This window comes from Segetibacter sp., from assembly GCF_025963695.1.
In the GTDB taxonomy this organism is placed as follows: domain Bacteria; phylum Bacteroidota; class Bacteroidia; order Chitinophagales; family Chitinophagaceae; genus Segetibacter.
The window spans coordinates 40031-66426 of record NZ_JAOQAH010000068.1; the positions used below are offsets into that span (position 1 = coordinate 40031).

A 26396-nucleotide genomic window follows, 5' to 3' on the forward strand; every position below is an offset into this window, starting at 1 on the left:
TTTATTTTGCCGGTTGCGAGAACGAATATACAATTCCTCCGATCACATTAAATCCGAGTACCTGGTACTGGTTCCAACGTTGGTATTTATTATTCAGGATATTATTAAACTGCAACCATAAATTCAACTTTGGCATGATGGTAAATTCGACGCCGGCATTCAAATCGTATGCACTTTTAAGTTTCGTATTAACGCCGCCTTTGGTAACGAATTGAGGTCCGTCCCAAAGGAAAACATCGGATTTAAACTGCAAATCTTTTAACACCTGCCAGCGAAGCGCACCGGTAATTTCTAATGGTACCAATCCCCACGCTTTAGAATTTTCTTTTAAAGCAGAATATTTGCTTATGGTTATACCGCCTAAAAAACTAAATTTTTCCTGGGCTGTATACCCGGCTTCGCCATGTATTTTTAACGCTCTCATACCAGGCTCGTATATGGTTTGAAAAGTCTTACCATCCACAAAATCATTGGTGAATAGTACGGCGTTGGTATACTTAAGAGCAGACAGCTTTGCGTTGAAAGTAAAATGACTTCCTACAGACCCTTTGAAGCCGGCATATGACTCAGTTATACGTGTGTTCGAAAGTGTATTAGGCTGTGCTATCCATGGGTTAAATGCAGCCAACGACTGAAAGGTATTCTTCTGGTAATAACCTATCCACCCACCCTGCAAAACAAATCTTTCGTCCTCCATTTTTATGAGTGCAGTAAAGTTTGGGAGCAATTTAAAGGCTTTGTTATCCCACGAAGGAGTAATGCCTGCATTTACACTAAACATTGGCTTTTTAAACCCTACAGAGGGAGATAAGTAGAACAGGTTGTTACTTATCTTTCTATCGCCAAATGTTTGATAGCTGGTTATATCTGCGGTAAAACCAACATTGAATGCAAGGTTGTCATTGAATGTTTTAGTGACCGGGGCATTTAAAACAAGATTTGCCTCTTTGCCATTCCTGTTGTCACCAAAGAAGTTGATGGATAAAGTGGGATCGTAAGAAATTCCATAACTATTGACCTCTTTATTTCTAAGGCCTATCATTGCGCTTAGCGTCTTAAACCTTTGCTTCAGGCTGTCCTTGCTATATTTTAACGTATCGGGACTATACCCGTAATAATATTGATTACTCAAATCAACTCCCGCTTTTCCACGCCACTCAATATTACCGTTGCTGCTAAAAATGCCCGATACATCCGCATTTGTTCGACCGTATTGTTGCAAAGGAAGGCTACCCTTTTGTGATATATGCCTTGCAGTTACATTGATGAGGGAAGTTTTTCCATCTCCAAATGATAAACCCATTTGGGCGAACGGGGTAGTATAGTTACCGACCCCCAGTTTTACAAAATTTGAGTTTTCCCATGCAAAAGATGTATCTATTGAAAGTGCAAGTGGCTTTAAAGCTGCAGGCTGGTAAGAAAAAAACAAGTTTTGAGCAGGTACGCTATAGGTTAAAGCGGGTCTTGAAGAGTCGGCTGAAGGAATAGCAGCGCTAAAATTAATCTTAGCGGCAGGTTTTAAAACAGGTTTATATGCAGAGGTTACAACAACAGTTTTTTTAGTAGTATCTCTTTGCGCCTGCAGAGAAGACAGTGAAGCAATTGAGCAGGCTATTAAAAGTAATTTTTTCATAAGTCTTAGATTATTGTTTGGCTACTTTACTGTTTGCATTTTTTTCAGCAATAACTGCATCCAGTTTTTGTTGTGCTTCCTGTTTCAATTCAGGAATAGTTGAATTTTCTGATACACTTTTTAATGTGGCTTCTGCATTAAAGTAATCTTTCTGCTTTAAATAAATGTCTCCTAAAAGAATATAAGATTTGGTAGTCCAGTATTCATAAGAACCCGCTTTACTCACCACTTCGAAAGCAGCCTTTTCAGCTTCTGCAAACCTATTTTGCTGAAAGGCAATAGAGGCAAGCTGGTAACGGGCCTCTGCAGCAAACTCCGATTTCCCCAGGGCAATGACCGTACGGTAAGCGGTTGTGGCAGCATCTACATCTTTATTAGCCTGGTGACTTTTAGCTATTACCATATTAGCCATCATCTTATCATCAGTAGCCACTCCTTTTTGAGCTAACAGTTCCTGTGCGTTGGGTACGGCGTCCTTCCACTGGTTCAGGCGGTATTGCGACCGAAGTAAACCTCTCATAGCCTCTAACTGAATATCAGGCTGAGTCGCCAACCCTTTTAACTGCATGAAATAAATCTCGGCGTCTTCATAATTTTTCAGCTCAAAAAAGTTAATCCTCGCGGCCTGCAGCACACTTTTTTCCGCTAACTTATTAGGAGCTTTGGAGGCAACGTAGGCATAGCCAATCAAAGCGTTGGTGTAATCTTTTTTACCATTGTAAATCTCTGCTACCTTATAATTTGCGTCAATAGAATAGCGCCCGTTCGGAAACTTGTTCAGGTAGTCTTTAAAACCGTTCAACGCATTTTGCTGATCATTACTATTGTACCGGGCGTCAGCAGAAGCATAGGTTAAAGAGTCTGCTTCAGTATAACTTACATCTTTGCCGTTTGCTTTCATAAAAGCGACGTATTCAGAAGGCTTTTGTTGAGAGACGAAAATGTCACGCACATATTCCACAGCAGCGTCACTTTCAGCAGAGTTAGGAAACGACGAGATTAAAGTTTTGAAACTGGCAAGTGCCTCCTGGTTATTATCTAAATTAAAATAAGCAACACCCAACTTTAAATACCCTTGCGGATGCAATGCAGCAGCATTTTTGTTCTTAACTATTTTATTTAGGGGCGTTATTGCTGATCTGTAATCTTCTTCAGCCAGGTAAGTATTTGCAATTTCAAGATTTGCATCCGGTATCAACAACGAAGTAGGATAACGCTGTTCCAAAGATTGCAATTCCTTTACTTTATCGGTATTTCTGTTTCCAGCACCTGAAATAATGGCTTTTTGATACAGGGCGTAGTCAGCAGATGCAAGGTTATTATTAATTACCGCCTCATACATCTGCTGGGCTTGCCGGTAATTCTTATTCATAAACTGGGCATCTGCACTACGCAGATACGCATCTTGCTCAACGGCTGAGGAGCTTTTATCGACCCTTTTTGTAACCTGTTCAAAATAACTAAGCGCCTGCCTGTAATTTTCTTTTTGCAGGTTTGCATGCCCAAGATCATAACGTGCATTTGTAACGTTTACTTCGCCCCCCGAAACAGGGTTTTTAAGATAATTGGTCAAATATTCAATTGCCTGGTCTACCCTCTTACTACGGTAGGCGATCTCTCCCTTCCAGAAATAAGCAAAAGGCAACTGCGCAGTATTATAGGGCGCCTTTATAACATCATCAAGCAAAGCATCTGCTTTATCCAATTGTTGCTCGTTAATCAATTCAACGGCTCTTCCGTACATAATTTTCGGATAAACTCTTTTTACCGTCTCGCTCTTTCCGGGCAGGCTTTCATATAAGGTAAGTGCATCTTTATAATTGTTAGTATTAGCTAAAACATTTACAAGTAACTCCTTAGCTTCGGGCAAATATGTTGATTTAGGATAAGTAGTTATAAAAGTTTGCAACTCGCTTGAAGCAATATCCTGGTACCCCAGATCGAAAGAAAGTTTGGCGTAGTTAAAAAGCGAAATTTCTTTCTGTACCGGATTGCTGCTATTTGAGGCGCAAAACAAAAAAGCGCTTCTTGCATTTACTTTTTGCCCGGTTTTTAAATAGGCATCTGCAAGCAGGTACATACTATTCTGTGCAAGAGAATCCTCTTTTCCTCCCAGCTCCTTAAAACCTGCTATTGCCTTTTGCAGTTGATTTGTTTCGTAATAGGTATAGGAGATCTCGTAGAGGTCTTCGCGACTTACTTTACCTGCTTTATTGTTGTACTCCTGCAAGTAAGGCAACGCTTTCTGGTAATTCTTCTTTTCAAAATACGCATGACCAATTAATTGACGTAATTGCAAATCGTAGTATTGGCCGCCTGCATTCAATTTCTCTTCTCCGTAAGCAATGGCTTTATCTTTATCACCGTTAAAGTACAAGATCTCCGCTATGTAATAAGGCACAATCTTCTGGTACGTGGGCTGATTTTCTACCTTCCGAAAAGCTTCAAGTGCAACACTATAATTTTTCTCATAAAAGGATATAAAACCAAAATAGTAATTGGCATCGAGGTAATTAGGGTCAGAAGAAATTTGCCTGATCGAATTAAAAAGTGGCTTTGCCTTATCGAATTGCTCCAAAGTAAAATACGAATATCCCTGGTGGAACTGCATTTCCGCAATTTCGCGATTACTTAAATTGTCTATCCCGGTCTTCTCATAATAAGCCAATGCTTCAGTAAACTTTTGCTTCCGGTAATAATATTCTCCCAACTGGTAACTTAGCATTTGTACCCGAGGCGCGTTGTGCTCCACCTCAATAAATTCTTTTGCTGCAGCTTCGGAGGTACTTTCATTCAGTTTAAGACCGCAAACAATTAAATAGTATTTTGCTTCAAGCTGGGTACTTACAGGCAATTTGCTATTGGGCGAATTAACGAATGCAATATTTCTAAATAAAGGATAAGCAAGGCTGAACTGCTCTTTCTGGTAAAGTTCTTTTGCTAACTTAAAGTCAGCATCAGGATCAATATTAGCCTGTGTGGCTTGTGCAAAAGGGTGGCTTTGTACCGCCAAAACAAGCGCTGCTGCGCACAAACTTCTCTTAACTATCGCGATCATAGTTCTGGGTTAACGTGAAATATTTCTATAAATATTACAATTGCCAATCTTAATAAAAAGCAAAAAAAGTCTTTGAAACCAGGTATTTAAGTAAAATGGTATGTGTAAGTTTTTTTGAGAAACCAGCATCAAAACATCTTATCTGCATTGTTGTGTCACTCCCTTGTACAGGCAAAACCGCCTTCAGCAGCTTATGCTACAACGCAATAACAGAACAATTAACCCAACTTAAAAGATAGATAAAGGTAAGATTACGTTTAGCGAAAGGAGTGAGTGATGCACTACTGTGGATAAACAAACAGAATGGGGGCGTTTGATAACATTTGCTGGTTCACGACAAATTGAATACCCACGAAAAGGCAAATAAACAAGCAACACAAACACTTTTATTCACATATCTGCCGGCTGTTCAAAAAATTACATTCCTGTTTTTTCCCAACCGGGTCCGATTAATTAGCCTGGTCTTACTTAAAAAAACAAATGATACGGCAACGAATTAAGTCGCCAAATTAAAAAGATATAGTAAAAGTGAGTGACACAACAATGTTGCAAGCACTACGAATGCTTGATACCAAAAAACTTGTAGCATTCACAACTGTAATTCACTTAATAAGTACTTTGCGTGAAATACGTTTGCTTTGAAAAACTGCTATGCCTCCATTTACAAAAGAATTGCATTTGTAATATTTCTTAGTGCCATATACGAAACCTCTCACGCTCAAAAAAAGAATGAAGCATACCAGCTAAATATTCGCAAAGCAACTTCGGCCATAAAAATTGACGGAATAATTGATGAGGCAGCGTGGCAGGATGCGGCAATTGCTAAGGATTTTTTTATGGTACTACCGATGGATACCAGCTTTGCAAAAGCAGTTACGCAGGTGCGAATGGCTTATGACCAAAACAACCTATACCTTGTTGCCGAATGTTTTCAGGCTGTTGCAGGACCAAACTACGTAGAGTCGCTTAGGAATGATTGGAACTTTGTCAAGAATGATAATTTCATCATGTTTATGGACCCGTTTGATGACCAGACGAATGGTTTTACTTTTGGAACAAACGCTGCCGGTGCCCAGTGGGACGGCATGATGTATGGCGGAAGCGCAGTTGATCTTAACTGGGATAACAAGTGGAAGTCGGCGGTAAAAAATAATAAGGACAGATGGGTACTTGAACTAGCAATCCCATTTAAAAGTATCCGTTATAAAAAAGACATCAGCAAATGGGGCATTAACTTTGGCAGGCTCGATCTTAAGACATCCGAAAAAAGTTCATGGGCACCAGTGCCAAGGCAATTTCCTACAGCTTCACTGGCCTATTCAGGTATTCTTGCCTGGGATCAACCGCCACCTTCTGCCGGCTCAAACATTTCGCTAATTCCTTATGGACTTGCCGGCGTTACAAAAAGTCACGAGGGTAATTCTCCTTCAACATACCGCAAAGACATTGGTGTCGATGCTAAGATTGCATTGACTTCATCACTTAATTTAGACCTTACAGTCAACCCTGATTTCTCTCAGGTAGAAGTAGACCGGCAAGTTACCAACCTTGACCGTTTCGAACTGTTTTTTCCGGAAAGGCGGCAGTTCTTTTTAGAAAACGGCGACCTTTTTGCCAACTTTGGTTATGCATCCATTCGACCATTCTTTTCCCGCAGAATTGGGCTTGGAGTGCCTATCCGTTTTGGGGCAAGACTAAGCGGCAAGCCCGACAAGAACTGGAGAGTTGGAGCAATGAATATGCAAACAGGCGGAGTTGATAACACCGGTTTACCTGCTCAAAATTTCACAGTTGCTTCTGTACAGCGCCGCGTTTTTTCAAGATCAAATATTGGCGTTATTTTCATTAATAAGGAGTCCGTAGACTATCACCCCGAAGCAGATCCAACAAAGCCAACTTACTCAAAATACAACCGTAATATCGGCCTCGAATATAACCTTGCATCGTCAGACAATAAGATTACCGGTAAGGCGATGATGTTGAAGTCGTTTACTCCGGGCAGTTCGGGCGACGACTTTGTACAGGCAGGAAACCTACAATATTCAGGTCGTAAAATGCTGTTATCATGGCAACACGAATATGTAGGAAAAAACTACAATCCAGAGGTTGGATATGTTCCAAGACGGGGCTATATAAAGATTAATCCTACTGCCGGATATTTCTTTTTTCCAAAGGGTGGCAGAATTTTGAGCCACGGACCCCAACTGGTTTACCTTTCGTATTTTAATACTTCCGGAAAAAGAACCGATGACGAGGCTTTCATCAATTATTCATTCACCACCAGGAAACAAAGCACATTTTCCACTTTTCTGTCATACGACTATGTGCAATTATTACAGCCTTTCGATCCAACTAATTTCACCAAAGACACCTTAGCCCGTGGTAGCACGCATCGTTGGAATACCTGGGGAACAAACCTTGTCTCTAAGCCGCAAAGTGTTTTTACTTATGCGTTTTCAAGCCGGTATGGCGGGTATTATGCAAAAGGTACAAGACTTAACCTTACTGCCGATTTGGGTTATCGGTTTCAACCATATGTAAGTCTTGCATTAAGTACCAGTTACAATAATATAAATTTACCCAAACCCTGGAACCAACGCACCTTTTGGTTAGTGGGCCCCCGCGTAGATGTAACTTTGACAAACAAATTGTTCTTCACAACATTTGTTCAATACAACAATCAGCAAAATAACCTCAACCTCAATACCCGTTTTCAATGGCGATATAAACCAGCCTCCGACATCTTCTTTGTTTATACCGACAACTACCTTCCAGCTCCATTTTCAATAAGAAATCGTGCAATGGTTTTGAAGTGGACGTATTGGTGGAATTTGTAAAAAGACCCGATTTACTGACTTAGTAATGAGTAGCGCAATTTGAATTGTGTCTGAAGTTTGTAGATGAATTAATGGTTTTAGGTAGCCAACGTTTCAATGTCTTTTAAACTTTCGTTGCGTCGCACCCTTGTACTTTATTGCAACAGGCAACCCGCCCAGCCCGCAAGCTTTACTGGCCGCATCAAGTTGTATAAGAGCCATCACACTTTCAATCATTTTCAAAACATTCTTTCTTCTATAGTAAATCCGTTATATTGTTAGTCAACTCTTTATAAAAAAAGCTGTTTATGAAAGGTTATCAAACTAAATTTCTTTCGGGCATAAACCTTCGGTTACCTACTTTAACAACTGCACAAAAAAAATTAAGAGCTGCTTTAAAAAGCGATCCTAAAATATTTGAATTACGGTACACCCACTTTAGTATTGTAATGAATAAAAGCAGGAAATTCGCCTTTTTTGCCGCCACCAATATTGATGGCTCTAAATGGAATGCAGAGATTAAAGACAGGATTGCTTTTACAAGAGACACAAACATCGCCGACGAATTTCAGGTAGGTGATGAGCTATATGATTTTTTCAAGGGGAAATCAGCAAACGATTTTGACAAAGGGCACATTGCTAAATTCCAGGATCCTCAATGGGGAGATATAACTACTGCAAAACAAGCTGCCGATGAAACTATGAGATTCTCAAACTGCGTGCCTCAGCACCATAGCCTAAACAGGGGTGCATGGAAAAGCCTGGAAGATTATATTGTAAAAGGATTTACCAAAAATGTGGGTGAAGATGGCAGAAAAGTGACTGTTTTTGCAGGCCCTGTTCTTTTAAACAGTGATCCATTTTACATTGATTTAATTGATAGTAAGCCTTTGCAAATCCCCTGTCATTTTTTCAAAATCGTTGTTTACCGAAACAGGTCAGAAAAATTAACGGCCGTTGCTTTTATTATGAGCCAGGAAAACATTCTACGCAAATTTAATTTTGTAGTAGACGAAAAGCAAGATGCTAGAGGCGTTACAGTAACTAAGGCTATACCGGAAGATGATTTTTTTCAAACCTTTAAAAGCGGCGAACCATACCAGGTACGAATAGACTTCGTTGAAAAGGTAACTGGCTTTAAATTCGGCCTCGCTGCAATTAACCAGCCCTACACAAAAGAAGAGTCTACAGAAATCATCTTCAAGCGAGTGGAGGTTCCTATAAGCAGGGAAGCATTTGGAAAACTAAGTCTGAAAGACAGTCCTCTGAGCTTCAAGTTCGAAAAAATTAAGCTCTAAAACTTTTTTTGCAAATTTATCTGCTTTTAATTTTACCTCTATATAAAGCGCTTTTAAAACGCGTAATATATATGATGACCTTGCAGGTTTTATAGGGAGCTAAATAGTAGTACTGCAGACGAACGAAATGCGACGCAACAATGTTTAATAGAGATTCGAAAGCCTGTCCAAAAATTAGTAGCCTTTATTATAAACCCATTAAAAACCCGCCAAGGGCTTGCCTGCTTTTAAACAAAACAATGCAGTCAAAAATAGTGGTTACCTGGGGTTGATAAGAGAATCTATCCGTTGCTGTAACCCCGCCCATTTACTTTGCGCTTCAATCAGTGGAAGACCAACTGGTAATCCCGGGCGAAGATGTTTTGTTGCTGTCAGCCATGCATCCCGCATTAAATTCTGTCGCTCCGATACAAGTTTTACATATTGTGGTGCATTTTTCATTTGTTTCAAACTTTCAATGATTCCTGCGGAACGTTCGATCTCTTTAAATCCTAAATAGGCTAAAATTTGCCTCGCTATAATCCAATGTCCTGTTTCACCCGGATGTACACCATCCTGTGCTAATGCAAATCCGTCTAAATGAAACTGTTCATCCACTTTCCGATGTGCCAAAAGGTACTTCTTCATCGGGTAATGAATGTCAATTACCTCCCATCTCAATTGGCGCTTCATACCTAACAGCCAATCTGCATAACTATCAAGAACGGCTGCATACGCTACACTTTTCCCCCTTACTTCGTCATAATCAGGGGGAGTAAGATGAATGATCCGGGCACCTGTTTTTTCTACCTCATTATGTAGCCAGTTTATTCCGTCCTTAAACTTTTGGAAGCGGTCTTTATGCAGTGGTAAATAAATGCCATCATTCATTCCATAGCATGCAAACACCAAATCAGGTTTTGTTTGTTCCAGCACACGGGCAAGTCTTTCATGAAGGTCAGGCCGGGGAAAAGCACCTCCTGCATGTCCTGGTTCTGACAAGCCAGATACTGTTTCGCTTGGCAATCCCAAATTAATAAACGCTAGTTGCGCGCCGGGGTATTGAACGTTTACATATGCCTCAACATAATTTGCATAATTACCGGCCCAGGTAATGCTGTTTCCTAAAAACAAAATACGTTTAATACCGGGCGCTAATTGGGCAGACAATGATTGTTGAAAGACAATCAATACGATTACTAAACTTGCTCTAATGCTTTTGTTCATTTTTAGACTAGTTTGGTTCAATGGGTTATTAAAGGCTTTTTTGCATCAGTTATTAAATGAGAGGATATCTATAACTAATAGGAAAATATATGAAATGATGTTTAAAGAAAACAAGCGGAGATGAAAAAGCCACTTCGTTATGAAACTTCATTTATTTAAATTATCTTAATTACTGTTACTCTCCACCATTGCAGCCTGCCCCAAAATACTTCCTTAAAGGCTGTGTTAAATATTTTATTCATTAAAAATCTATAACAATGCCCGTTATTTTAATTACAGGATGTAGTACAGGAATTGGTTTCGCAACCGCCGAAGCCCTTGCACGAAATGGAAATATGGTATATGCAACTATGCGCACTCCTGCCAACTGTCCGCAGATACGACAGCTTGTAGATGCAGAAAAATTACCCATCAAGATATTGCCATTAGATGTGTTAGACGATCAATCTGTACAAAACGCAGTTAACAAGGTTATTTCCGATGAAGGCGTAATTGACGTGCTAATTAATAATGCAGGAGTAGGTTCTTTTGGGTCAGTCGAAGAATTGTCGATCGAGATGATAAGAAAGGACATGGAGACAAATTATTTTGGAACAGTTCGTTGTATTAAAGCAGTCTTACCCATCATGCGTGAACGCAGAAGTGGCTCAATCATAAATGTAACCTCTGTTGCAGGTAAAGTGTATTCCAATTTTCACGGCGCTTACTCTGCCTCAAAAGCGGCGGTAGAAGCCTTCAGTGAGTCATTGGCGCAGGAAATGAAACCGTTCAATGTAAAAGTAGCGGTTGTTGAACCAGGTATAATCGAGACCCCCATTTTTAGAAAAGTAAATGCTTATCCCCAAAAGATGCTTTACCCTAACCTTAAAAGATTCATGTCCTTGTTTGCCGCTTCTCTCGAAAATCACGTTACTCCATCAGTGGTTGCGGAGGTGATAGATGATATGGTAACAGGTAGAACAAACAGTTTTAGAAATCCAGCCGGTCCCGATGCCAATCCGCTACTCACCTGGAGAGGGGCTGCATCGGATGAAGACTGGATAAATTCAGTGGATATAGATGATGAAACCTGGATAAGTTTTATGGAACAAAACATGGGACTTAACGTAAGAAAATACATGGAGCAAAGCCAAATGCCTCAATTTAATTAGAGCCGGAAGCTATCAACTATTTGATGAACTGTAATGCAGATTTGTTTTGGGCTATTCGCGGCGGCGGTGGCAACTTTGGCATTGTCACTCTTTTTGGGTTTAGGTTGCACCCCGTCGGTCCGAACATACTTGCCAGCCTGATCTTATACCCAATGGATCAGGCAAAAGAAATGTTGCAATTTTATAGAGATAACATCGGCAATACATCGAGCGAGATCATTACTTATACCGGCCTTTTGGTAACCCCTGATGGCCTGCCTGTTACCTTTATTTTACCTACCTGGTTAGGGCCATTAGAAGAAGGTGAAGAACAACTTGCTAAGCTTCGCTCCTTTGGAACTTTTATAGCTGACCTTGTAGGTGAAATGCCTTATACTCAGTTGCCATCCCTTTTTGACTCTGCCACACCTTAAGGCATGAGGAGATATTGGAAGTCAGGCTATTTCACACAAATTTCTGATGAGCTTATTGACATCTTTATCAGGAATGTAGTTAAACTCCCTTCGCCTTATTCGCCTGTACTATTTTTTCACATTCGTGGTGAGGCCTCCAGGGGTTCCAGTAGAAGAAACAGCATTTGTACATAGATGTGAGCAATGGGATGTAGATATTATAAGCCAATGGACGGAAGCGGAGGAGGATGAAAGTAATATTAATTGGACCAGGAATTTTTGGAAAGAGATAGAACCCTTTAGTAAAGGAGTCTATGTTAACCATCTCGATAGTGATGATAATGAAAGAGTCAAAAATGCTTATGGGGTAAACTATGAAAAATCGAGACAGATAAAACGCAAGTATGATCCCAATAACTTTTTCCGTTTAAACAATAATATTCTTCCCTCCTAAAAACTTTCTTTGACCAATTCAAACGATTGTGACAAAAATTTGCACTTAGTTTATAATAACAAATTGCCCCAAAACGAGTTTGTTTTGGGGCTTTACTTTTTTCTAATACCGGCATAAAACAACTAACACCCCGAACCTTAATCGTATTTCACTCCTACCCTCAAAGCTTTCAGTCCGCTTACACCTTGTAAATCTTCAAGCTCCAATTTTTCAATTTCTTCGGTTAGCAGCTTCTTACTTTGCAAATAATGAATGTGCTGTAAATACACAGTAACCTCAGAAGCGTTTGAGTAAATAATTGCAATGGTATGTGGCTGAGTAAGGCGTTCAGAGGTGCCCTTAATGCGCGACTTATCTATTCTCTTTTTAAGTACTTCGTACCTTATATTGCTTGAACCTTCTACATCAAAGCGACGTTCATCTTTCCGGAAACAAATATCAATGGGCTGCGACTGAACCAAAATTAGTTGAGTGGTGAAAAGTGAAAGAGGCAGCGTTTCCTGTAGCTCGTAATTTAGCTTCGCTATATGAGCCATTGTTGTAAGCTGCCACAACTTTAAATTCTTCAAATAAATAGGATCAAAAGTTTTTGTAGCAACAATAGATTTGCCTATGTAAATATTGTATTCCACCCCATCGGTTCTATATTTTTCAAAATAAAAATTGTAGATAGCTTGTTGTTTCTTTACCTCCTCTTCCAGGTACTCCACAATGCCTTTGTTAATTTTTTCAATACTAATTTCATAAGCATTCAGGTTGCTGTTAAAAATCCCATGATGCTTGTTGGTCTTCGCAAAATAACCGGCTATATCCTTTTCATAACCACTACTATGTTGAGATAAGTATCTAAAAAAGCAGAACACTTCATTCTCAAAAAACTCAACAATTTCTATTTCTTTTTCTGTAGTAATTAAATCATCTATCGAATTAATGAAAAGCTCACACTTAAATTTAATACTATCCAACAGGGGTAAACAAATTGCTTCTGAAGCCTTGTTAAGCAATTCAACTGTAGCTACTAACTGACTGTTATAATCATTTTTTAAAGCAATATTTCTTTCAACAGAAGAGTCCCTGATATCAATAGCACCATAAAGAGGATGAACGTCAGGGAAGATGATATCTTCAACAGCATCAGCGTTTTTGTCATCTCCGTTATTGCGAAGCGTATTCCATGCTGCCTCGTGAAATTTCCATTCAACAGAAGGTTGCAGGGGAGTATACTTTTCCTTAACAATTCTATTAATGTTACTATCCAGCGTTTCAATCATGTAATATAAAAGATCTCTTATAAGGGGAATGGCAGGCTGTAAAACGTCAATAGCTTCTGTTGAAATATTTTCTTTTTCTAATTCAAATAAGCCCAATAGTCCATCCTTTTTTGTCACAATTGGAAGTACCAGGTAATTTTTAATTTCTTGCTTACCCAATTCGGTTATCGAAGCCCTGCTGGTAACAAAATCTTTGTCGATGTTGGAAAAAATGTAAGGCTCGGGGTTATCAGACAACTTTTTGTAAGTCTCGTTTATATCAATTCCCTTTTTAATCCCCTTTTCTATGGACGAAATGCCAACACCTTTTGTTATTAAACAACTGTCGTATACAATTCTTCCGTTTAATTTAAAAAAAGGAGTAATGCCGATCCTGATCCTGGAGTCATTAACAAGTTCACCTATTGCCATTTCAACAACGTTTACCGTTTCGCCAATCGACACCATGGGCATGTTGATAATTGCATTCTTCAACTCAGCCACCGCCATTTCTTTGCTGACATCTTCAATAGATATCATACAAAAACCTTCCAGCCAAAATTTTTCTGACGGAAATTTTTTAAAAGCAGTTAAAAAGTCGCTTCCACTCAAATTTAATATTTTAGTCCATCTTGCATTAAACGGTGGCAGCGGGCCACTCGCATGTACTTCAATAAAGCTGCTTTCTACTGTCATCTGCAAATGCTTGATTATATCTCCATCTTCATTTTTTACCTGCTTAATTATTTTATGGGTATCGTCGGTTTTTATATTGTAACAGCGGTCCAATATCAGCCTGACAAAATATCTTAAATAACTTTCTTCATCCTCTTTTGTATTAAACTCTATGTGTTCTTCTATAAACGTTTTTTTAAAAGTATCAGAATAATAAAATAAACAACTCGGCTGTAAAAAAGCCAGGGCAAAAGGGCAACTTTCGGCACCGGAAGACAGTGGCACTAATGACATTACCAGCAATTGAATTAGTTCGTCATGTTGCTCAAGTATCGTTACATCTTCAAAGGGAACAGTCAGAGAAAGGTGTTGCTGAAATTTCTTAATCAGGTAGCGATAGAATTTTACCCTTATATCAAGTGAACGATCCATTTTCTCTTTCAGAAAACGAACATAGGGGCCAAAAGAAGGATTGAACTGAAAGTGTTGTTCAGTGATCCACGGCTTTGACTTTTGTTTATAAATTCTCATTGCGTCTACCTCTGCGGAAATTTAAGTTAGTACCAATAAACTTTCTGATAATCTTGTATGGGAGCCAGCAGAATTCTTTACTTCAACTTTCGTTGTGTCACTCACTTGTACCACATAATAATGGCAACATTTTGTAAGAATGCTAATACGAAATGGCGCCTAAGCCATAAGATTTTTTAAAAGTTAACTCCAATAGTTATATAAGGTTGTGTCCCTTCAATTGAATGTCCGATTACTACTTGTATCAAAACGAGGTCTGCCGGTACAACATATAAACCACCTCCATATCCGTCGTGCCATTTGTCCGACAACTCTCCCGGTACCCAAACCCTCCCTACATCATTAAAACCAATAAGACCAACTGTTCCGGGCGCCAGGTATGAGTTAAAGTCAAACAGCTTCAACTGCGCCTGTATACTATGATAAAACATTGACTTGCCTGTAAAACGAAGAGAGTGATAGCCTCTCAGGTTTTGTATACCTCCTAATTGCATCTGCTGAAAATATGCCGGCTTGCCAATTGTTGTACCTGCTAATAGCCGGTTAACAATTACCAGGTTTGAATCTCCAAAAACAGGCATAAAAACACTTAGGTCAGATGCAACACGTCCGTACGATTTTTTATCCCCCCTTATTTCGTGCATTCCTCTTATTTCAGATGACCAGTACACTCCTTTAAAAGGAAGCACAAGTCTGTTTCTTGTATCTAATAAAGCTCCCCCTACAAGACCAGCATAGTATCGTTTCGAGAAAATATTTTCAACCAGATGACTGGCGTGGTAGGTCGATAAGTAACGGTTAGCGTTGTCTTCCTTAGAACTAGCATAATATTGAGCAGCTATTCCTGCACTAAGTTTAAGGTGACGACTAACGTTTTGTTTCAATCTTATGTCAGCATTTATATAGTCATAACGATTTCGATAAAAAGTAATTCCCTTAGCCTTGGTTTTAATGAATTCCGTTTCGTTGCCAACCCCATAAAAATTACTAATATTCTCAGGTCCCCTTAAGAAGACATTGATCAATAAATCGGTTTTTCCAAACACCTTTCTAACATCGCCTAAATAACTAAACATGAAAGCCTTTCTCCCAGTTGAATAATTTCCAAATATTTCATGTCGTGCAGCAAAAGGTTCTTTCCTAAAGCCATGCTTTTGATAAATTATTCCAGCTCTAAATTGCACCCCTTGATCAAGGTTATATATTGCCGACACTACAGGACCAAACTGGTCATATTTAAAAGCATGTTTTTCAAAATGGTAAACCGAACTATCTGTGGAGATACGAAGCTTTGCATTGCGGGTACCAGGTAAATAGTTTTCTTTATTCAACTGGTCGTAAATGTATATGTTACTTCTGTTTTTAACCTCGCTACTTACGTGAAAACTGTCTTTATCAGCACCTCCAAGCATTCGTACTTTTATCGGTGACTTCCCTGTTCCCCTTACAGTAAAAGTGTTCTTACCCCCAAAACCATATAACCTGATCTCCCTGGTGATTGCGGGATTGAAAGTTCTGATAAAAATAATTCCACCTTTAGTTCCTTCTTTTTTCGTCTTATAAATAGTTACTGCCAGGTCCCCGTTGCTCTTGTTTTCCAAGTCAAAAAGTTCGTGCTTATCAGAAGTGGGAATATCAACGTACTTCGACAAAAACTGGTAATATTTCAAGCCATCTTGCTCTAAGTTGTTTCTACGGGCTATTAACGTTCTTACGATTTTTTTTCCCGAAAGGGCATAAATAGTATCGGGTAATAATCGTATTGCCTCAGATATTAAACCATCCGTAATTTTATCCTGAACATATTTAATTTGTTCCTTCCAGTCTTCCTTACTTAAACTGTTTAAGAAGTAGCGGTCAAAATACCTGTTGTTGAAATTATATCCTCCAATGTCTCTTATATCTTCCTTAAATCCCTGCAGATTCGACTTAAGCCACTGATGGCTTAAAAACCAGGGCAGCACACCAGATGTGTTATAATACACTTTATCACGATCACGAGGTGCGGGACTATAAATCATCCCATTGTTATCTTTCTTTCTCTCCCATCTCCACTGGTCATCGTGCCTGTCCCAATCGCCCATTAAGATATCGAGAAGCCTTGCTCTTAAAACTAACTTTTGATCAACTCTTGTATCATTATCATCGCGCAGTTCCTGTCGGGCTCGCTCTGAGTTGTCAGTCCTTATGGTGTCTACAGGTTCTCGTTCTTCAAACAGTAAAACAGAATTAGCAAAATCGGCACGGTACTCAGCCAACGCAGGATCGTCTGCTACATACACAATTTCAGGATTTGAATGTGGAATATTAAGTGCCCTGGCAAACGGCGGTACCGTTAACGCTGAATAAGGGTGACCAGTTACAACCTGGTCTTGTAAAATATCTTTAGCAACCGTCTTTCTCAATTTTTCCGGCAATCCCCGCTCAGGATATTTTTGGATAGAACGCAGTACCCATTGCCTTCCTCTCGGGTCTTTAAGCCGTAAAGATTTAGTTTGTAATCCTCCACCTCTCTGAAGTATGGTTAGTCCTCCTTTTTCTTTCGATAAATGAAAGACCTGCATTCTCACTGGCACCGCCCATAACTTCCGATAACTTTCCCCCAACCAAAAACGGTGAAACTTATTCACTTCGTCATAAGCTGGAGCAATCGCAACATCTATACTATCATTTGCTGTACTGGTGGGCTGGGCATCTGTTTTAAATGATAAAGACAATAGAAATAACATCGCCAGGTATTTCACGATGTCTTTAGCTATTGAATGTATCTTGATCATATTTTAAAGTAAAATTTTTAATTTGCATATCCAATCTTTTCAAGATAAAACCGGCTTACAGGAGTTGTAAAAGGCGTAAATCTTATGTGGAAGGCATGTGCTGTAAGGCCAGCACGAAACCTAATCATGCGCGAAGCATTTCGAAGTGGAGTTGAGCGAATTTCAAAAAAATTACACAGCTAATTTTTTACCATTTAATTTGGGATAACCAATAAACTGTTTTCCATTTTAAAAGATTAAACGAAAGTCTAACTGGCCAGGCTTTTCTCTCTTTAATTTTTTATCTTCATCAAAAGCTTGTGCATATGAAAAAAACCTACAGCCATTTATCATGCGCCCTAATTCTGGTGCTATTTAATTTTTGCACTGCTATCGGGCAGGAAAAAGACCGGTTAAGAATTATAATGTTTGGCGCCCACCCCGATGATTGTGATATGGGTGGAGGCGGCACTGCTATCATTTTTGCAAAAATGGGATACGCTGTAAAGTTTGTTTCTGTAACCAATGGAGATGCGGGTCATCAGACAATGAAAGGGACGGCCCTGGCAAAACGACGATTTGCAGAAGCACAAGAAGCTGGGAAACGATTTGGCGTAGCATATGATGTACTTAACAATCATGACGGCGAACTGTTGCCTACACTGGCAGTACGCATGCAGGTAATTAAAAAAATAAGAGAATGGGATGCTGATATCGTTATTGCCCCCAGGCCAAATGATTACCACCCGGATCATAGATATACGGGAGTGCTGGTGCAAGACGCCGCGTACATGGTTGCAGTACCTAATGTAGCCCCTGAAACACCGGCACTAAAAAAGAACCCGGTCTTTCTATACTTCCAGGATCGTTTTCAAAAACCTAATCCTTTCCGCCCCGATATCGCCATAGACATAACGCCCGTTTTTGCTCAAAAAATTCATGCAATGGACGCACACGAATCGCAGATGTATGAATGGCTTCCATGGATAGGGCATTTCCTTGAACAAGTGCCAGCTAATAAACAGGATCGGGAAAAGTGGCTGGGACAAAGACGAGCGGCGGAAATAAACCCATCTGTAAGGCAATCTTTGGAAAAATGGTATGGTAAGGATAAAGCTGCGACAATTAAAAATGCAGAGGCTTTTGAAATTTGCGAATATGGCGCGCAACCTAATGATGAAGAAAAGAAAAGACTCTTTCCGATGCTGGTATCTACAACTGCACAACTTTAGATGTCTAGCCCGAATGCACATTCAACATCACAACTAAAGTTTAAAATTAGCCTGCCGAATTTCAAGACAAACTAAAAGGCTTCCTGTTCAATCATCGCAATTTGGTCAGAAGACTCAAGTTTTATTTCCCACTTCTGTATTTCAAAGTTTCGGTCTTGCTTAAATAAAAAATAACTGAAATCCATTTTGATCTTCCATCACATTAACGTCCCACCTCCTAATAAAAATGTAAGTTGATTGTCTAATAATTTTACGGAAATAACCATCTTTCTATTTTGTCGTTTTACAAAGACTCTTGACGAAAACAAAAATCCCTTGTGTTCAAAATCCATTAAATACTTTTTCACTATTCCTGACATTAACCTTGAAAGTTTGTATGCAACGAAAAAAGGAAGCGTAAAAAATCAGACTCATTGCATTGATAATATGGATCTCCAAAATTCTTATGGCACAATTTTTAAGTAATCTCCTTTAAATAAAAAACACATGAACAACATATTTAGAGGCTTAATAGCAGGATACGGAGCAAAAAAACTTGGTGGTGGATGTTTTAGTACAATACTTATTTTTATAGTGCTATGGTATGTTTTAGGTCAATGCAATAACTAATATTTAAAAAAGTTATAACAGGCCATAGTCTACCCAATCAGAATGGAAGCACTACTAGGTCTTACTAAATGCACGCTAATTTAATTTCAAAATTCTATTTCCTGTATTCATATTACTAACTACGATAGGTGATAGGCTCAACTATTACCTATCACTTTTTTTATTTTCCGCTACTAATATTGCGTTCCTCCACTAGCAGCGAGTTGCTAAGGCGCATAAGATAAATATTGCGGCTATGCCTTTGGAGGTGTCCTTCAATGTTACTCTGTAGCGAGTCTTAAGAGGAGCAAATTATCTCGCCTCACCCATACCAGTTGTATCAGCATTCATAATAGTACCCGTTGAAGTATCTGTAAGCACGTGACCAGAAAAAGAGGTGTCGATTTTTACTGTATCAGCAGTCGGGTTTTCTGCCGAGTTATTATTACCACAAGAAGCAAAGGCAGGAATTAAAAAGAATAATACAAGCTTTTTCATTTTTTAATTTTCTTAGATGGAGTATGGAAAATTGGGCCAGGGATATCGAGACTAAAATAAAAAAAAGCCACCCCAACTTAGGGTGGCCGGTAACGATTGCTTGCCAAATAAAAATTTTTACTTCTGCCGTAGCAAGCTTACACACATATTCAAAAACAGAAGAACAAATATTTTAGTGAGGAGTGCTCATACTAGTAGTATCAGTAGACATTGCACTAGCTCCAGTAGTATCAGTACTCATTGTGCCAGAAGTTGCATCAGTAGATACAGATGTAGAGTCACTAGTAGTTGTTGATTCTCCACCGCCGCAAGCTGCAAATGCACCCAATACGAATACAAAAAGTAATTTTTTCATTGTTTCTTGATTTTGTTGTTAATGTTTGAATTATATATTAATACAAGCAATAATTAAAAGTAACCTCTCCTTTAATTATTTCTTTTTTTTAATAATCAAAAAGCCTTCCGTTTCGGGAAGGCTCTTAAGAATTGCTTGCAAAAATATAATCTTAATCAGCTATAACTTAAGCAAGCGGTAAGCCAGAATAGTCGCCGATTTTAATTCAATGATTAGTGAGCAATAGATGTAGTATCTGTGCTCATTGCACCAGCACCAGTTGTATCAGTACTCATAGTTCCGGTAGAAGAACCAGAAGTTGCATCAGTAGATACAGATGTAGAGTCACTAGTAGTTGTTGATTCTCCACCACCACAAGCTGCAAATGCGCCTAATACGAATACGAATAATAACTTTTTCATTTTTCCTTTATTTTGTTTGTTTGTAATTACAGTTTAATACAAACAACGTAAAAAGGTAACCTGACATTTTAAAAATAATATTTACATCTCTATAAAGACAAGTTATTCCTTTGCTTTTGGCGAGTTTCTTGCTTTACCGCAACAATTAATATTTCTTTTTGCTATTACATAAGAACAAATGGTTGTCTGAAAAGCATACACCTTGTTTTTCTATTAAAGTACGGCGAAATAGCTAAAGAAGACAGCCCAACTGTTATTTTTATTGCCCACTTCAAAGTCTTTTTATACCAGATACAGACTTTAGATCAAATTGTTTCGTCGCAACCTCAGCCACTTAATATCTTTGAAATCATTAAGATTTCGTTTGGGTTACTTTAAAAACAAAACGGTATTAAATAAAACATCTGTGAAAGCCGAAATTAACGAACAAGTATTACTAAAGGGGCTGGCAAAAAGTGATGCAAAGGCTATAGAGACGATATATAAGAGCAATTTCAATATGGTTCAGTCATTTGTTGTAAATAATAATGGAACATACGACGACGCGAGAGATATTTTTCAGGAGGCCATGATTGTTTTATACGAAAATGCAAAAACTGACTCATTCGTTTTAACCTGCCAAATCAAAACTTATCTCTACAGCATTTGCAGAAGGCTTTGGCTTAAAAGACTACAACACCTTAATCGATACAGCACGCAGGTTGAAAGTCTTGAAGAAACTGTTGCGGTTGAAGAGGATCTGGAATACCAGGAAAAACTAAGTGCAGACTTCGCTATAATGGAAAGAGCCCTTGGAAGCTTAGGAGAACCTTGCAGAAGTTTGTTGGAAGCATACTACCTGCAAAAGAAAGATATGACAGACATTGCTACCACTTTTGGATACACCAATGCAGACAATGCTAAAAATCAGAAGTACAAGTGTTTGCTTAGATTGAAAAAATTATTTTTTTCGCAATATAATATAGGAGAATAACTAATGGACGACATTTTACTATTAGATACCACTGAGCGATACCTTAAAGGTGAGCTGAATGCCGAAGACAGGGCGGCATTTGAGCAGTTGCGCCAGACCATCCCAGAGGTAGACCAAATGGTCGTTGAACACAATATGTTCCTCAACCAAATAAATGCTTTTGGCCAAAACCGGGAATATAAACACCATCTTCACGAAGTTCACAACAACCTCGAAGAGGCGGGAGTAATTTCTGCCACAACTACTGATGAAGGAAAAGTGGTTCCGTTATGGAAGAGGTATAAGAAAGTTATTGGAATTGCAGCTACTATAGCTAGCGTTACTGCTTTAGTCATAAGTGCCCTGGTAACTTATTTTACTCCTGCTAATAAGGGTGATATTGTACAACTAAACCGCAAGATTAACCAGGTGATGCACAGCTATAATGTGCAGAGCAAGCAGTTGAATGAGTTGAAGTCAAAAGTTCCGATGTACGAGAAAGCGCTTAATGGCGGCACCAGCTTTCTTATAGACGGAAGCGGATTTCTTGTTACCAATGCTCATGTGGTGAAAGGGTCTTCCACTATCCTGGTTCAGAATAACAAGGGACAGGAGTTTAAAGCCATTATCGCTCATATTGACAATGTTAAAGATCTTGCCATTTTGAAGATCGACGACGAAGACTTCAAATCCTTTCCAAGCTTGCCTTATCGCATACGCAAAGGGGCAACAGATTTAGGAGAGCCTATTTATACCCTTGGCTTCCCAAAAGATGAGATCGTATATAATGAGGGTTATATGAGTGCCAAGACAGGTTATAACGGCGATACCATTAGTTACCAGATTGCCGTAAGCGCTAACCCTGGTAATAGTGGCGGCCCGGTCTTCAATAGAAACGGTGAAGTGATAGGTATCTTGAGCACTTCTCAGCCTACAGCCCAAGGAGTGGTTTTCGCTATAAAGTCAAGAAATGTACACCAGGCAATAGACTCGCTTAAGAAAGTAGATACAACTTATCAAAATTTAAAAGTATCGTCTGTTTCCAATCTAAAAGGATTAGACAGAGTGCAACAGATTAAACAGATACAGGATTGTGTTTTCATGGTCAAAAGCTTTACCAAGTAAGCATTCTTTCTAATCAAATCATAAATAAAAAATCCTGCTCATCTGGCAGGATTTTTATTTAAAACAAGTATTTCTTTGTACCTAACATCACTTACAAATGTAGCTCTCGTTGCGTCGCACACTTGTACATTCGTAATTTTTTCAGCAGTTAAAATCGTAATTACACTGTTCGTTTAAGCGTTTAGGTTATTTGGATATTCGCCTGAATGAACCAGCGCATCAATACTTTTTTGAACACCGGGGGCATCTTCTTTATAAGTAACACCAAACCACTGCGCATCAGTTGGAATAACTTTAATAACACCTAAACCCGATTTAATATAATTATCACCAACCAAAGGAATAAAAAATTCAGCTTTAGGCTTGCTTATATTTTCATCCAAAAACTCCTGAAACTGTTTTTCAATGATGGGAAATATTGCCGGTGAAAAACCAAAGAAATTCATACTTACAAGACTGTCTTCGCTTACCTCATGTAAGCCTGATTCGTCTTCGTATGTAATCTTCCCCTGCTCGTTCCGGTAAATGCTTGTACGCTCATTTATCGAGATCAGGTCATTGTTTTCATCTGCTTCACAAACACCACGGCTAACGCTTCCATTTTCGCTCAGCGTCTTTTTTAATTGGTACCCAATAATACATTGAGCTTTCTCACTAACCTCTGTAGTAAGAAAAGTGTAAGCTTTTTTAAAAGCGTCTGCGCCATAAAAGTCATCAGCGTTTATTACTGCAAAAGGTTCTTTCACAGTGTCTTTGCAGCACAACACTGCATGTGCTGTTCCCCATGGTTTTGTTCTTTCTGCCGGAACCTGCCGTTCACCCAGGAACGATTGTAAACTTTGAAAAACGTAATCTGTTTCAATTTTCCCTTTGAGCTTTGGTTCAAAAATACTTTTGAAATTTTCTGCAAAGTCTTCCCGGATAATAAAAACAACTTTTTTAAACCCTGCTCGAATAGCATCATAAATAGAATAATCCATGATAGTCTCTCCTGAAGGACCAAACGACTGAATCTGCTTCATACTTCCATACCGGCTTGCCATACCTGCCGCTAAAATCACTAATGTTGGTTGCATACTGAATTTTTAAACTTTGCGAAACTAATTTATACTGCTCATGCAGCAAATAAATTGTTCATTTTTGCAAAAACGATACCAGTGGATTTACGTTCAATCGAGATTCAACCTATAGAAGCAAAATGGCTTACAGACAAACATGTTTCACTAGATGTTTTAAGATTGGACAAAATCGATGCAGTGGTAAGCGGAAACAAATGGTTCAAACTAAAATATTATCTGGTCCAGGCACAGGTTGAGCAAAAGCGTACTGTTGCAACATTTGGTGGAGCCTGGTCTAATCACATTATTGCCACTGCTTATGCAGCGAGGGAGGCTGGTCTAAAAAGTGTTGGTATCATACGGGGCGAAAAACCAACAGTGTTGTCGTACACACTTGCACAGGCAATAGAATATAATATGGAGCTGCATTTTGTAAGCAGAGACCAGTACAAAAGAAAAGAAGAGATAATACAATCATTCTCAAATAACGATTGGTTCTGGATAGATGAAGGTGGCTATGGTATAACAGGGGCAAAAGGCGCTGCCGAAATTTTAAAAACAGTCGACACGCGCTCATACAGTCAAATTGTTGCCGCTGTTGGAACCGGAACAATGTTATCCGGATTAATACTTGGCAGTTCCCGGGGTCAGTCAATAACGGGTATTAGTTCTATGAAGGGGAATACGGCTATCGAGCAACAAATAAAGGATTTACTAAAAAACGAAAATCCCCAAGCAACATTTGAAATAAAACACGAATACCATTTTGGAGGCTACGGAAAGCACCCGCACCAACTTATAACTTTTATAAACGACAGTTATGATAAACACTTATTACCACTAGATATCGTTTACACAGGTAAAACGTTTTATGCTATAAAAGACATGGTGGAGAATAATCGGTTTCAAACGGGAAGTAAACTGCTTATGATACATAGCGGAGGCCTGCAGGGTAACAAGAGTTTAGCTAACAAAGTCTTAGTGTTTTAATTATTTTTCACCCATTATCTTTGCCGCCATAATTAAAAGAAGTTGAAAAAAGTCATTAGCCTGATACTTGTAGTGTTTATAGCAGGCAGGGCATTTAGCCAGGATACGTTACCAAAATTTACACTTACCGAAAGGGGAGACAAAGTAACCATTAGTTGGAAAAACCCCTATCTGCGAATGGTGCAGCTAAACGTTCAAAGATCATATGATAGTTTAAAAAACTTCTCTACTGTGTATTCGGCAACTTCTCCCGAACTACCTCAAAATGGTTACACAGATCCACGCCCGGCAACTAGTCGTACTTTCTACAGAATCTTTTACGTACTCGAAGGTGGCTCGTACTTTTTTACAAGGTCTAAAAGAGCTACAGGTGCTACATCAGTAGCTGTTACAACAACAGACAATTCAAGAGATCTGGGAAATGCAAGAGATTTAACAAACGGTGCCTTCAATAATGTAGTTCCGGGTGATAAGAGAATTATATCTATAAAGATAAAAGACAGTATTTTTAAAAAGCTTTCTGTAAATGCATTCAGGAGTTTTAGAGACAGCATTGTACGACAAACGAAGGATACCATTTATTCGATTAATGACTCTGTAATTGGCGTCAGCCCGTATGTAGTAGTAGAAGTTTTCAAAACGTCCTCATACATTTATATCACCAGGGACGGTTATATAAATGTTTCTGTACCGCAGGTTAATGAAAAGAAATACAACGTAAAATTTTTTGAAGAAAACGGTACTGCCCTTTTTGAAATTCAGATGGTAAAAGAGTCGCCGTTAATTCTTGATAAATCAAATTTCATTCATTCCGGCTGGTTTCTATTTGAACTATACGAGGACAACAAACTCAAAGAAAAAAACAGGTTGTTTGTACCTAAGGAATTTTAGGAACAGCTATTACTACGAACCGCAGGCCGCAAGCTTCGTGAGCGGTATTATTGGTTAGCCGGAAACTGCGTTAGCTTGAGCTGCGGTTTGTGAGCCCCTAATTTTTAAAACCATCAAGTTTCGAAACCAAGGCTTTTGCTAAATCTGGTGCAACTTGTAAGATTTACCTTTTAAGTTTTTCATGACGAGCTTGTAGCTTTCAACCGATAGCGGGCACCAAACAATTTTCAGGCTCGTAATCTTGTAGCTAAAAGCTCGCAGCTTGTATTTCCACATCAAAAACCTTTTCAAAATTAGCCTTCACTTTTTCTTTGACTTCGCGCATCGGCACTTCATAACCTAGTTCTTTTTGCAATGAGGTGACTTGTTTATTCTGAATGCCGCAGGGAACAATATAATTAAAATATTCAAGGTTGGTGTTTACATTGAATGCAAAACCATGCATCGTGATCCATCGGCTGCAGCGAATGCCCATTGCGCAAATTTTTCTTTCGCTGCCTTCGATATTGGGTGCGATCCATACCCCTGTTTCGCCTTTACTTCTTTCGCCTTTTAGTCCGTACTCAGCCATTGTAAGAATGATAACTTCTTCAAGGCTTCGTAAATACCAACCTATATCAGTTTTAAATTTTTCGAGATCAAATATGGGGTATCCCACCAATTGGCCCTTTCCGTGAAAAGTAATATCTCCTCCCCTGTTTATTTTAAAAAACTCAATTCCTCTATTTTGCCTGTCATCTTCATTAATTAAGACATTACTAATATCGCCACTTTTACCTAAAGTATACACTGGCTTATGTTCTACAAAAAGAAGATGATTGGTTGTTGATTGATTTGCCAGAGCTTCTTTACGATCTTCATTTTCTAAACCTCTTGCGGCGGCTTTAATTGCACAATTTTGCTGCAACATACGCTCCTGCAAATCCCAGGTTTCTTTGTATGGTTGGTCTTTTCCTAAATCCTTAAATAAAACGAGTTGTTTCATGAATTGGCAAAGCTAAACTATACAGGGCAGTGTTTCAAGAAGGTCTGCTCAGCAAGTTGTGCCACACTTAAAGATGTGGCACAACTAAAAAATACGGGTCT

Annotated in this window: 20 protein-coding genes; 10 read left to right on the plus strand and 10 right to left on the minus strand. The window is 38.9% G+C overall.

Translation table 11 applies throughout. The features are described from left to right. Position 1 precedes the first annotated feature (1 nt). Together JWR87_RS11815 and JWR87_RS11820 are read right to left on the minus strand one after the other, a co-directional pair. Entirely contained in the window at positions 2-1633 is a 1632-nt protein-coding gene (locus JWR87_RS11815; protein ID WP_297820152.1) for a hypothetical protein, read from the minus strand. Between the two features lie 10 nt (positions 1634-1643). Then, a complete protein-coding gene (locus tag JWR87_RS11820) occupies positions 1644-4691 on the minus strand; it encodes a tetratricopeptide repeat protein (protein WP_297820155.1) in 3048 nt (1015 codons plus the stop codon). A gap of 638 nt (positions 4692-5329) precedes the next feature. On the opposite strand from JWR87_RS11820, the gene JWR87_RS11825 reads away from it, so the two are divergent. Together JWR87_RS11825 and JWR87_RS11830 are read left to right on the plus strand one after the other, a co-directional pair. Beyond that, positions 5330-7528 (plus strand): DUF5916 domain-containing protein, encoded by a 2199-nt coding sequence (locus JWR87_RS11825; RefSeq protein ID WP_297820157.1) that lies wholly within the window; start codon positions 5330-5332, stop codon positions 7526-7528. 287 nt (positions 7529-7815) lie between these two features. Further along, entirely contained in the window at positions 7816-8805 is a 990-nt protein-coding gene (locus tag JWR87_RS11830; RefSeq protein ID WP_297820160.1) for a DNA/RNA non-specific endonuclease, read from the plus strand. Between the two features lie 258 nt (positions 8806-9063). Here JWR87_RS11830 and JWR87_RS11835 read toward each other — a convergent pair whose 3' ends face one another. Further along, positions 9064-10011 carry an SGNH/GDSL hydrolase family protein gene (locus tag JWR87_RS11835; protein WP_297820163.1) on the minus strand — a complete coding sequence of 316 codons (948 nt, stop codon included), beginning with the start codon at positions 10009-10011 and terminating at the stop codon, positions 9064-9066. 257 nt (positions 10012-10268) lie between these two features. Between JWR87_RS11835 and JWR87_RS11840 the strand changes: the two genes are divergently transcribed. From JWR87_RS11840 to JWR87_RS11850, 3 genes are all read left to right on the plus strand, one after another. Further along, on the plus strand, positions 10269-11162 hold the full coding sequence (locus JWR87_RS11840; RefSeq protein ID WP_297820165.1) for an SDR family oxidoreductase: 894 nt from the start codon (positions 10269-10271) through the stop codon (positions 11160-11162). 23 nt (positions 11163-11185) lie between these two features. Beyond that, positions 11186-11575: a hypothetical protein gene (locus JWR87_RS11845; RefSeq protein ID WP_297820168.1), complete on the plus strand. Its 390-nt coding sequence runs from the start codon at positions 11186-11188 to the stop codon at positions 11573-11575. Between the two features lie 124 nt (positions 11576-11699). Continuing rightward, a complete protein-coding gene (locus tag JWR87_RS11850; RefSeq protein ID WP_297820171.1) occupies positions 11700-12008 on the plus strand; it encodes a BBE domain-containing protein in 309 nt (102 codons plus the stop codon). A gap of 137 nt (positions 12009-12145) precedes the next feature. Here the strand turns inward: JWR87_RS11850 and JWR87_RS11855 are convergent, their stop codons facing one another. Beyond that, positions 12146-14464, minus strand: a complete 2319-nt coding sequence (locus tag JWR87_RS11855) for a hypothetical protein (RefSeq protein ID WP_297820173.1) — start codon at positions 14462-14464, stop codon at positions 12146-12148. A 176-nt stretch (positions 14465-14640) separates the two neighbouring features. After that, positions 14641-17241 carry a BamA/TamA family outer membrane protein gene (locus JWR87_RS11860; RefSeq protein ID WP_297820176.1) on the minus strand — a complete coding sequence of 867 codons (2601 nt, stop codon included), beginning with the start codon at positions 17239-17241 and terminating at the stop codon, positions 14641-14643. A gap of 305 nt (positions 17242-17546) precedes the next feature. On the opposite strand from JWR87_RS11860, the gene JWR87_RS11865 reads away from it, so the two are divergent. Next, positions 17547-18452 (plus strand): PIG-L family deacetylase, encoded by a 906-nt coding sequence (locus JWR87_RS11865; RefSeq protein ID WP_297820178.1) that lies wholly within the window; start codon positions 17547-17549, stop codon positions 18450-18452. A 900-nt stretch (positions 18453-19352) separates the two neighbouring features. Here JWR87_RS11865 and JWR87_RS11870 read toward each other — a convergent pair. From JWR87_RS11870 to JWR87_RS11880, 3 genes are all read right to left on the minus strand, one after another. After that, on the minus strand, positions 19353-19538 hold the full coding sequence (locus JWR87_RS11870; RefSeq protein WP_297820182.1) for a hypothetical protein: 186 nt from the start codon (positions 19536-19538) through the stop codon (positions 19353-19355). Between the two features lie 172 nt (positions 19539-19710). Then, complete coding sequence (locus JWR87_RS11875) at positions 19711-19893, minus strand: hypothetical protein (RefSeq protein WP_297820185.1); 183 nt, start codon at positions 19891-19893, stop codon at positions 19711-19713. A 212-nt stretch (positions 19894-20105) separates the two neighbouring features. Then, entirely contained in the window at positions 20106-20294 is a 189-nt protein-coding gene (locus JWR87_RS11880; RefSeq protein WP_297820188.1) for a hypothetical protein, read from the minus strand. A gap of 406 nt (positions 20295-20700) precedes the next feature. Between JWR87_RS11880 and JWR87_RS11885 the strand changes: the two genes are divergently transcribed. Beyond that, the gene (locus tag JWR87_RS11885; protein ID WP_297820191.1) at positions 20701-21267 is read left to right on the plus strand and encodes a sigma-70 family RNA polymerase sigma factor; all 567 of its coding nucleotides are present in this window, start codon (positions 20701-20703) and stop codon (positions 21265-21267) included. 3 nt (positions 21268-21270) lie between these two features. Beyond that, positions 21271-22371, plus strand: a complete 1101-nt coding sequence (locus JWR87_RS11890) for a serine protease (RefSeq protein ID WP_297820194.1) — start codon at positions 21271-21273, stop codon at positions 22369-22371. A 173-nt stretch (positions 22372-22544) separates the two neighbouring features. Here the strand turns inward: JWR87_RS11890 and JWR87_RS11895 are convergent, their stop codons facing one another. After that, complete coding sequence (locus JWR87_RS11895; protein ID WP_297820197.1) at positions 22545-23447, minus strand: sugar phosphate nucleotidyltransferase; 903 nt, start codon at positions 23445-23447, stop codon at positions 22545-22547. Positions 23448-23528: 81 nt separating this feature from the next. Here JWR87_RS11895 and JWR87_RS11900 point away from each other — a divergent pair, with 81 nt between their 5' ends. Together JWR87_RS11900 and JWR87_RS11905 are read left to right on the plus strand one after the other, a co-directional pair. Next, positions 23529-24419 carry a pyridoxal-phosphate dependent enzyme gene (locus JWR87_RS11900; protein WP_297820200.1) on the plus strand — a complete coding sequence of 297 codons (891 nt, stop codon included), beginning with the start codon at positions 23529-23531 and terminating at the stop codon, positions 24417-24419. Between the two features lie 42 nt (positions 24420-24461). After that, on the plus strand, positions 24462-25310 hold the full coding sequence (locus JWR87_RS11905; RefSeq protein WP_297820203.1) for a hypothetical protein: 849 nt from the start codon (positions 24462-24464) through the stop codon (positions 25308-25310). 247 nt (positions 25311-25557) lie between these two features. Here JWR87_RS11905 and lipB read toward each other — a convergent pair whose 3' ends face one another. Continuing rightward, positions 25558-26295 carry a lipoyl(octanoyl) transferase LipB gene (lipB, locus tag JWR87_RS11910; RefSeq protein WP_297820206.1) on the minus strand — a complete coding sequence of 246 codons (738 nt, stop codon included), beginning with the start codon at positions 26293-26295 and terminating at the stop codon, positions 25558-25560. Positions 26296-26396 lie beyond the last annotated feature (101 nt).

Coding starts and splice junctions, on each gene's coding strand:
- JWR87_RS11815 (WP_297820152.1), bottom strand. CDS start 1,633: ATGAAAAAATTACTTTTAATAGCCTGCTCAATTGCTTCACTGTCTTCT.
- JWR87_RS11880 (WP_297820188.1), bottom strand. CDS start 20,294: ATGAAAAAGTTATTATTCGTATTCGTATTAGGCGCATTTGCAGCTTGT.
- JWR87_RS11830 (WP_297820160.1), top strand. CDS start 7,816: ATGAAAGGTTATCAAACTAAATTTCTTTCGGGCATAAACCTTCGGTTA.
- lipB (WP_297820206.1), bottom strand. CDS start 26,295: ATGAAACAACTCGTTTTATTTAAGGATTTAGGAAAAGACCAACCATAC.
- JWR87_RS11840 (WP_297820165.1), top strand. CDS start 10,269: ATGCCCGTTATTTTAATTACAGGATGTAGTACAGGAATTGGTTTCGCA.
- JWR87_RS11835 (WP_297820163.1), bottom strand. CDS start 10,011: ATGAACAAAAGCATTAGAGCAAGTTTAGTAATCGTATTGATTGTCTTT.
- JWR87_RS11890 (WP_297820194.1), top strand. CDS start 21,271: ATGGACGACATTTTACTATTAGATACCACTGAGCGATACCTTAAAGGT.
- JWR87_RS11855 (WP_297820173.1), bottom strand. CDS start 14,464: ATGAGAATTTATAAACAAAAGTCAAAGCCGTGGATCACTGAACAACAC.
- JWR87_RS11845 (WP_297820168.1), top strand. CDS start 11,186: ATGAACTGTAATGCAGATTTGTTTTGGGCTATTCGCGGCGGCGGTGGC.
- JWR87_RS11865 (WP_297820178.1), top strand. CDS start 17,547: ATGAAAAAAACCTACAGCCATTTATCATGCGCCCTAATTCTGGTGCTA.
- JWR87_RS11870 (WP_297820182.1), bottom strand. CDS start 19,538: ATGAAAAAGCTTGTATTATTCTTTTTAATTCCTGCCTTTGCTTCTTGT.
- JWR87_RS11820 (WP_297820155.1), bottom strand. CDS start 4,691: ATGATCGCGATAGTTAAGAGAAGTTTGTGCGCAGCAGCGCTTGTTTTG.
- JWR87_RS11875 (WP_297820185.1), bottom strand. CDS start 19,893: ATGAAAAAATTACTTTTTGTATTCGTATTGGGTGCATTTGCAGCTTGC.
- JWR87_RS11860 (WP_297820176.1), bottom strand. CDS start 17,241: ATGATCAAGATACATTCAATAGCTAAAGACATCGTGAAATACCTGGCG.
- JWR87_RS11895 (WP_297820197.1), bottom strand. CDS start 23,447: ATGCAACCAACATTAGTGATTTTAGCGGCAGGTATGGCAAGCCGGTAT.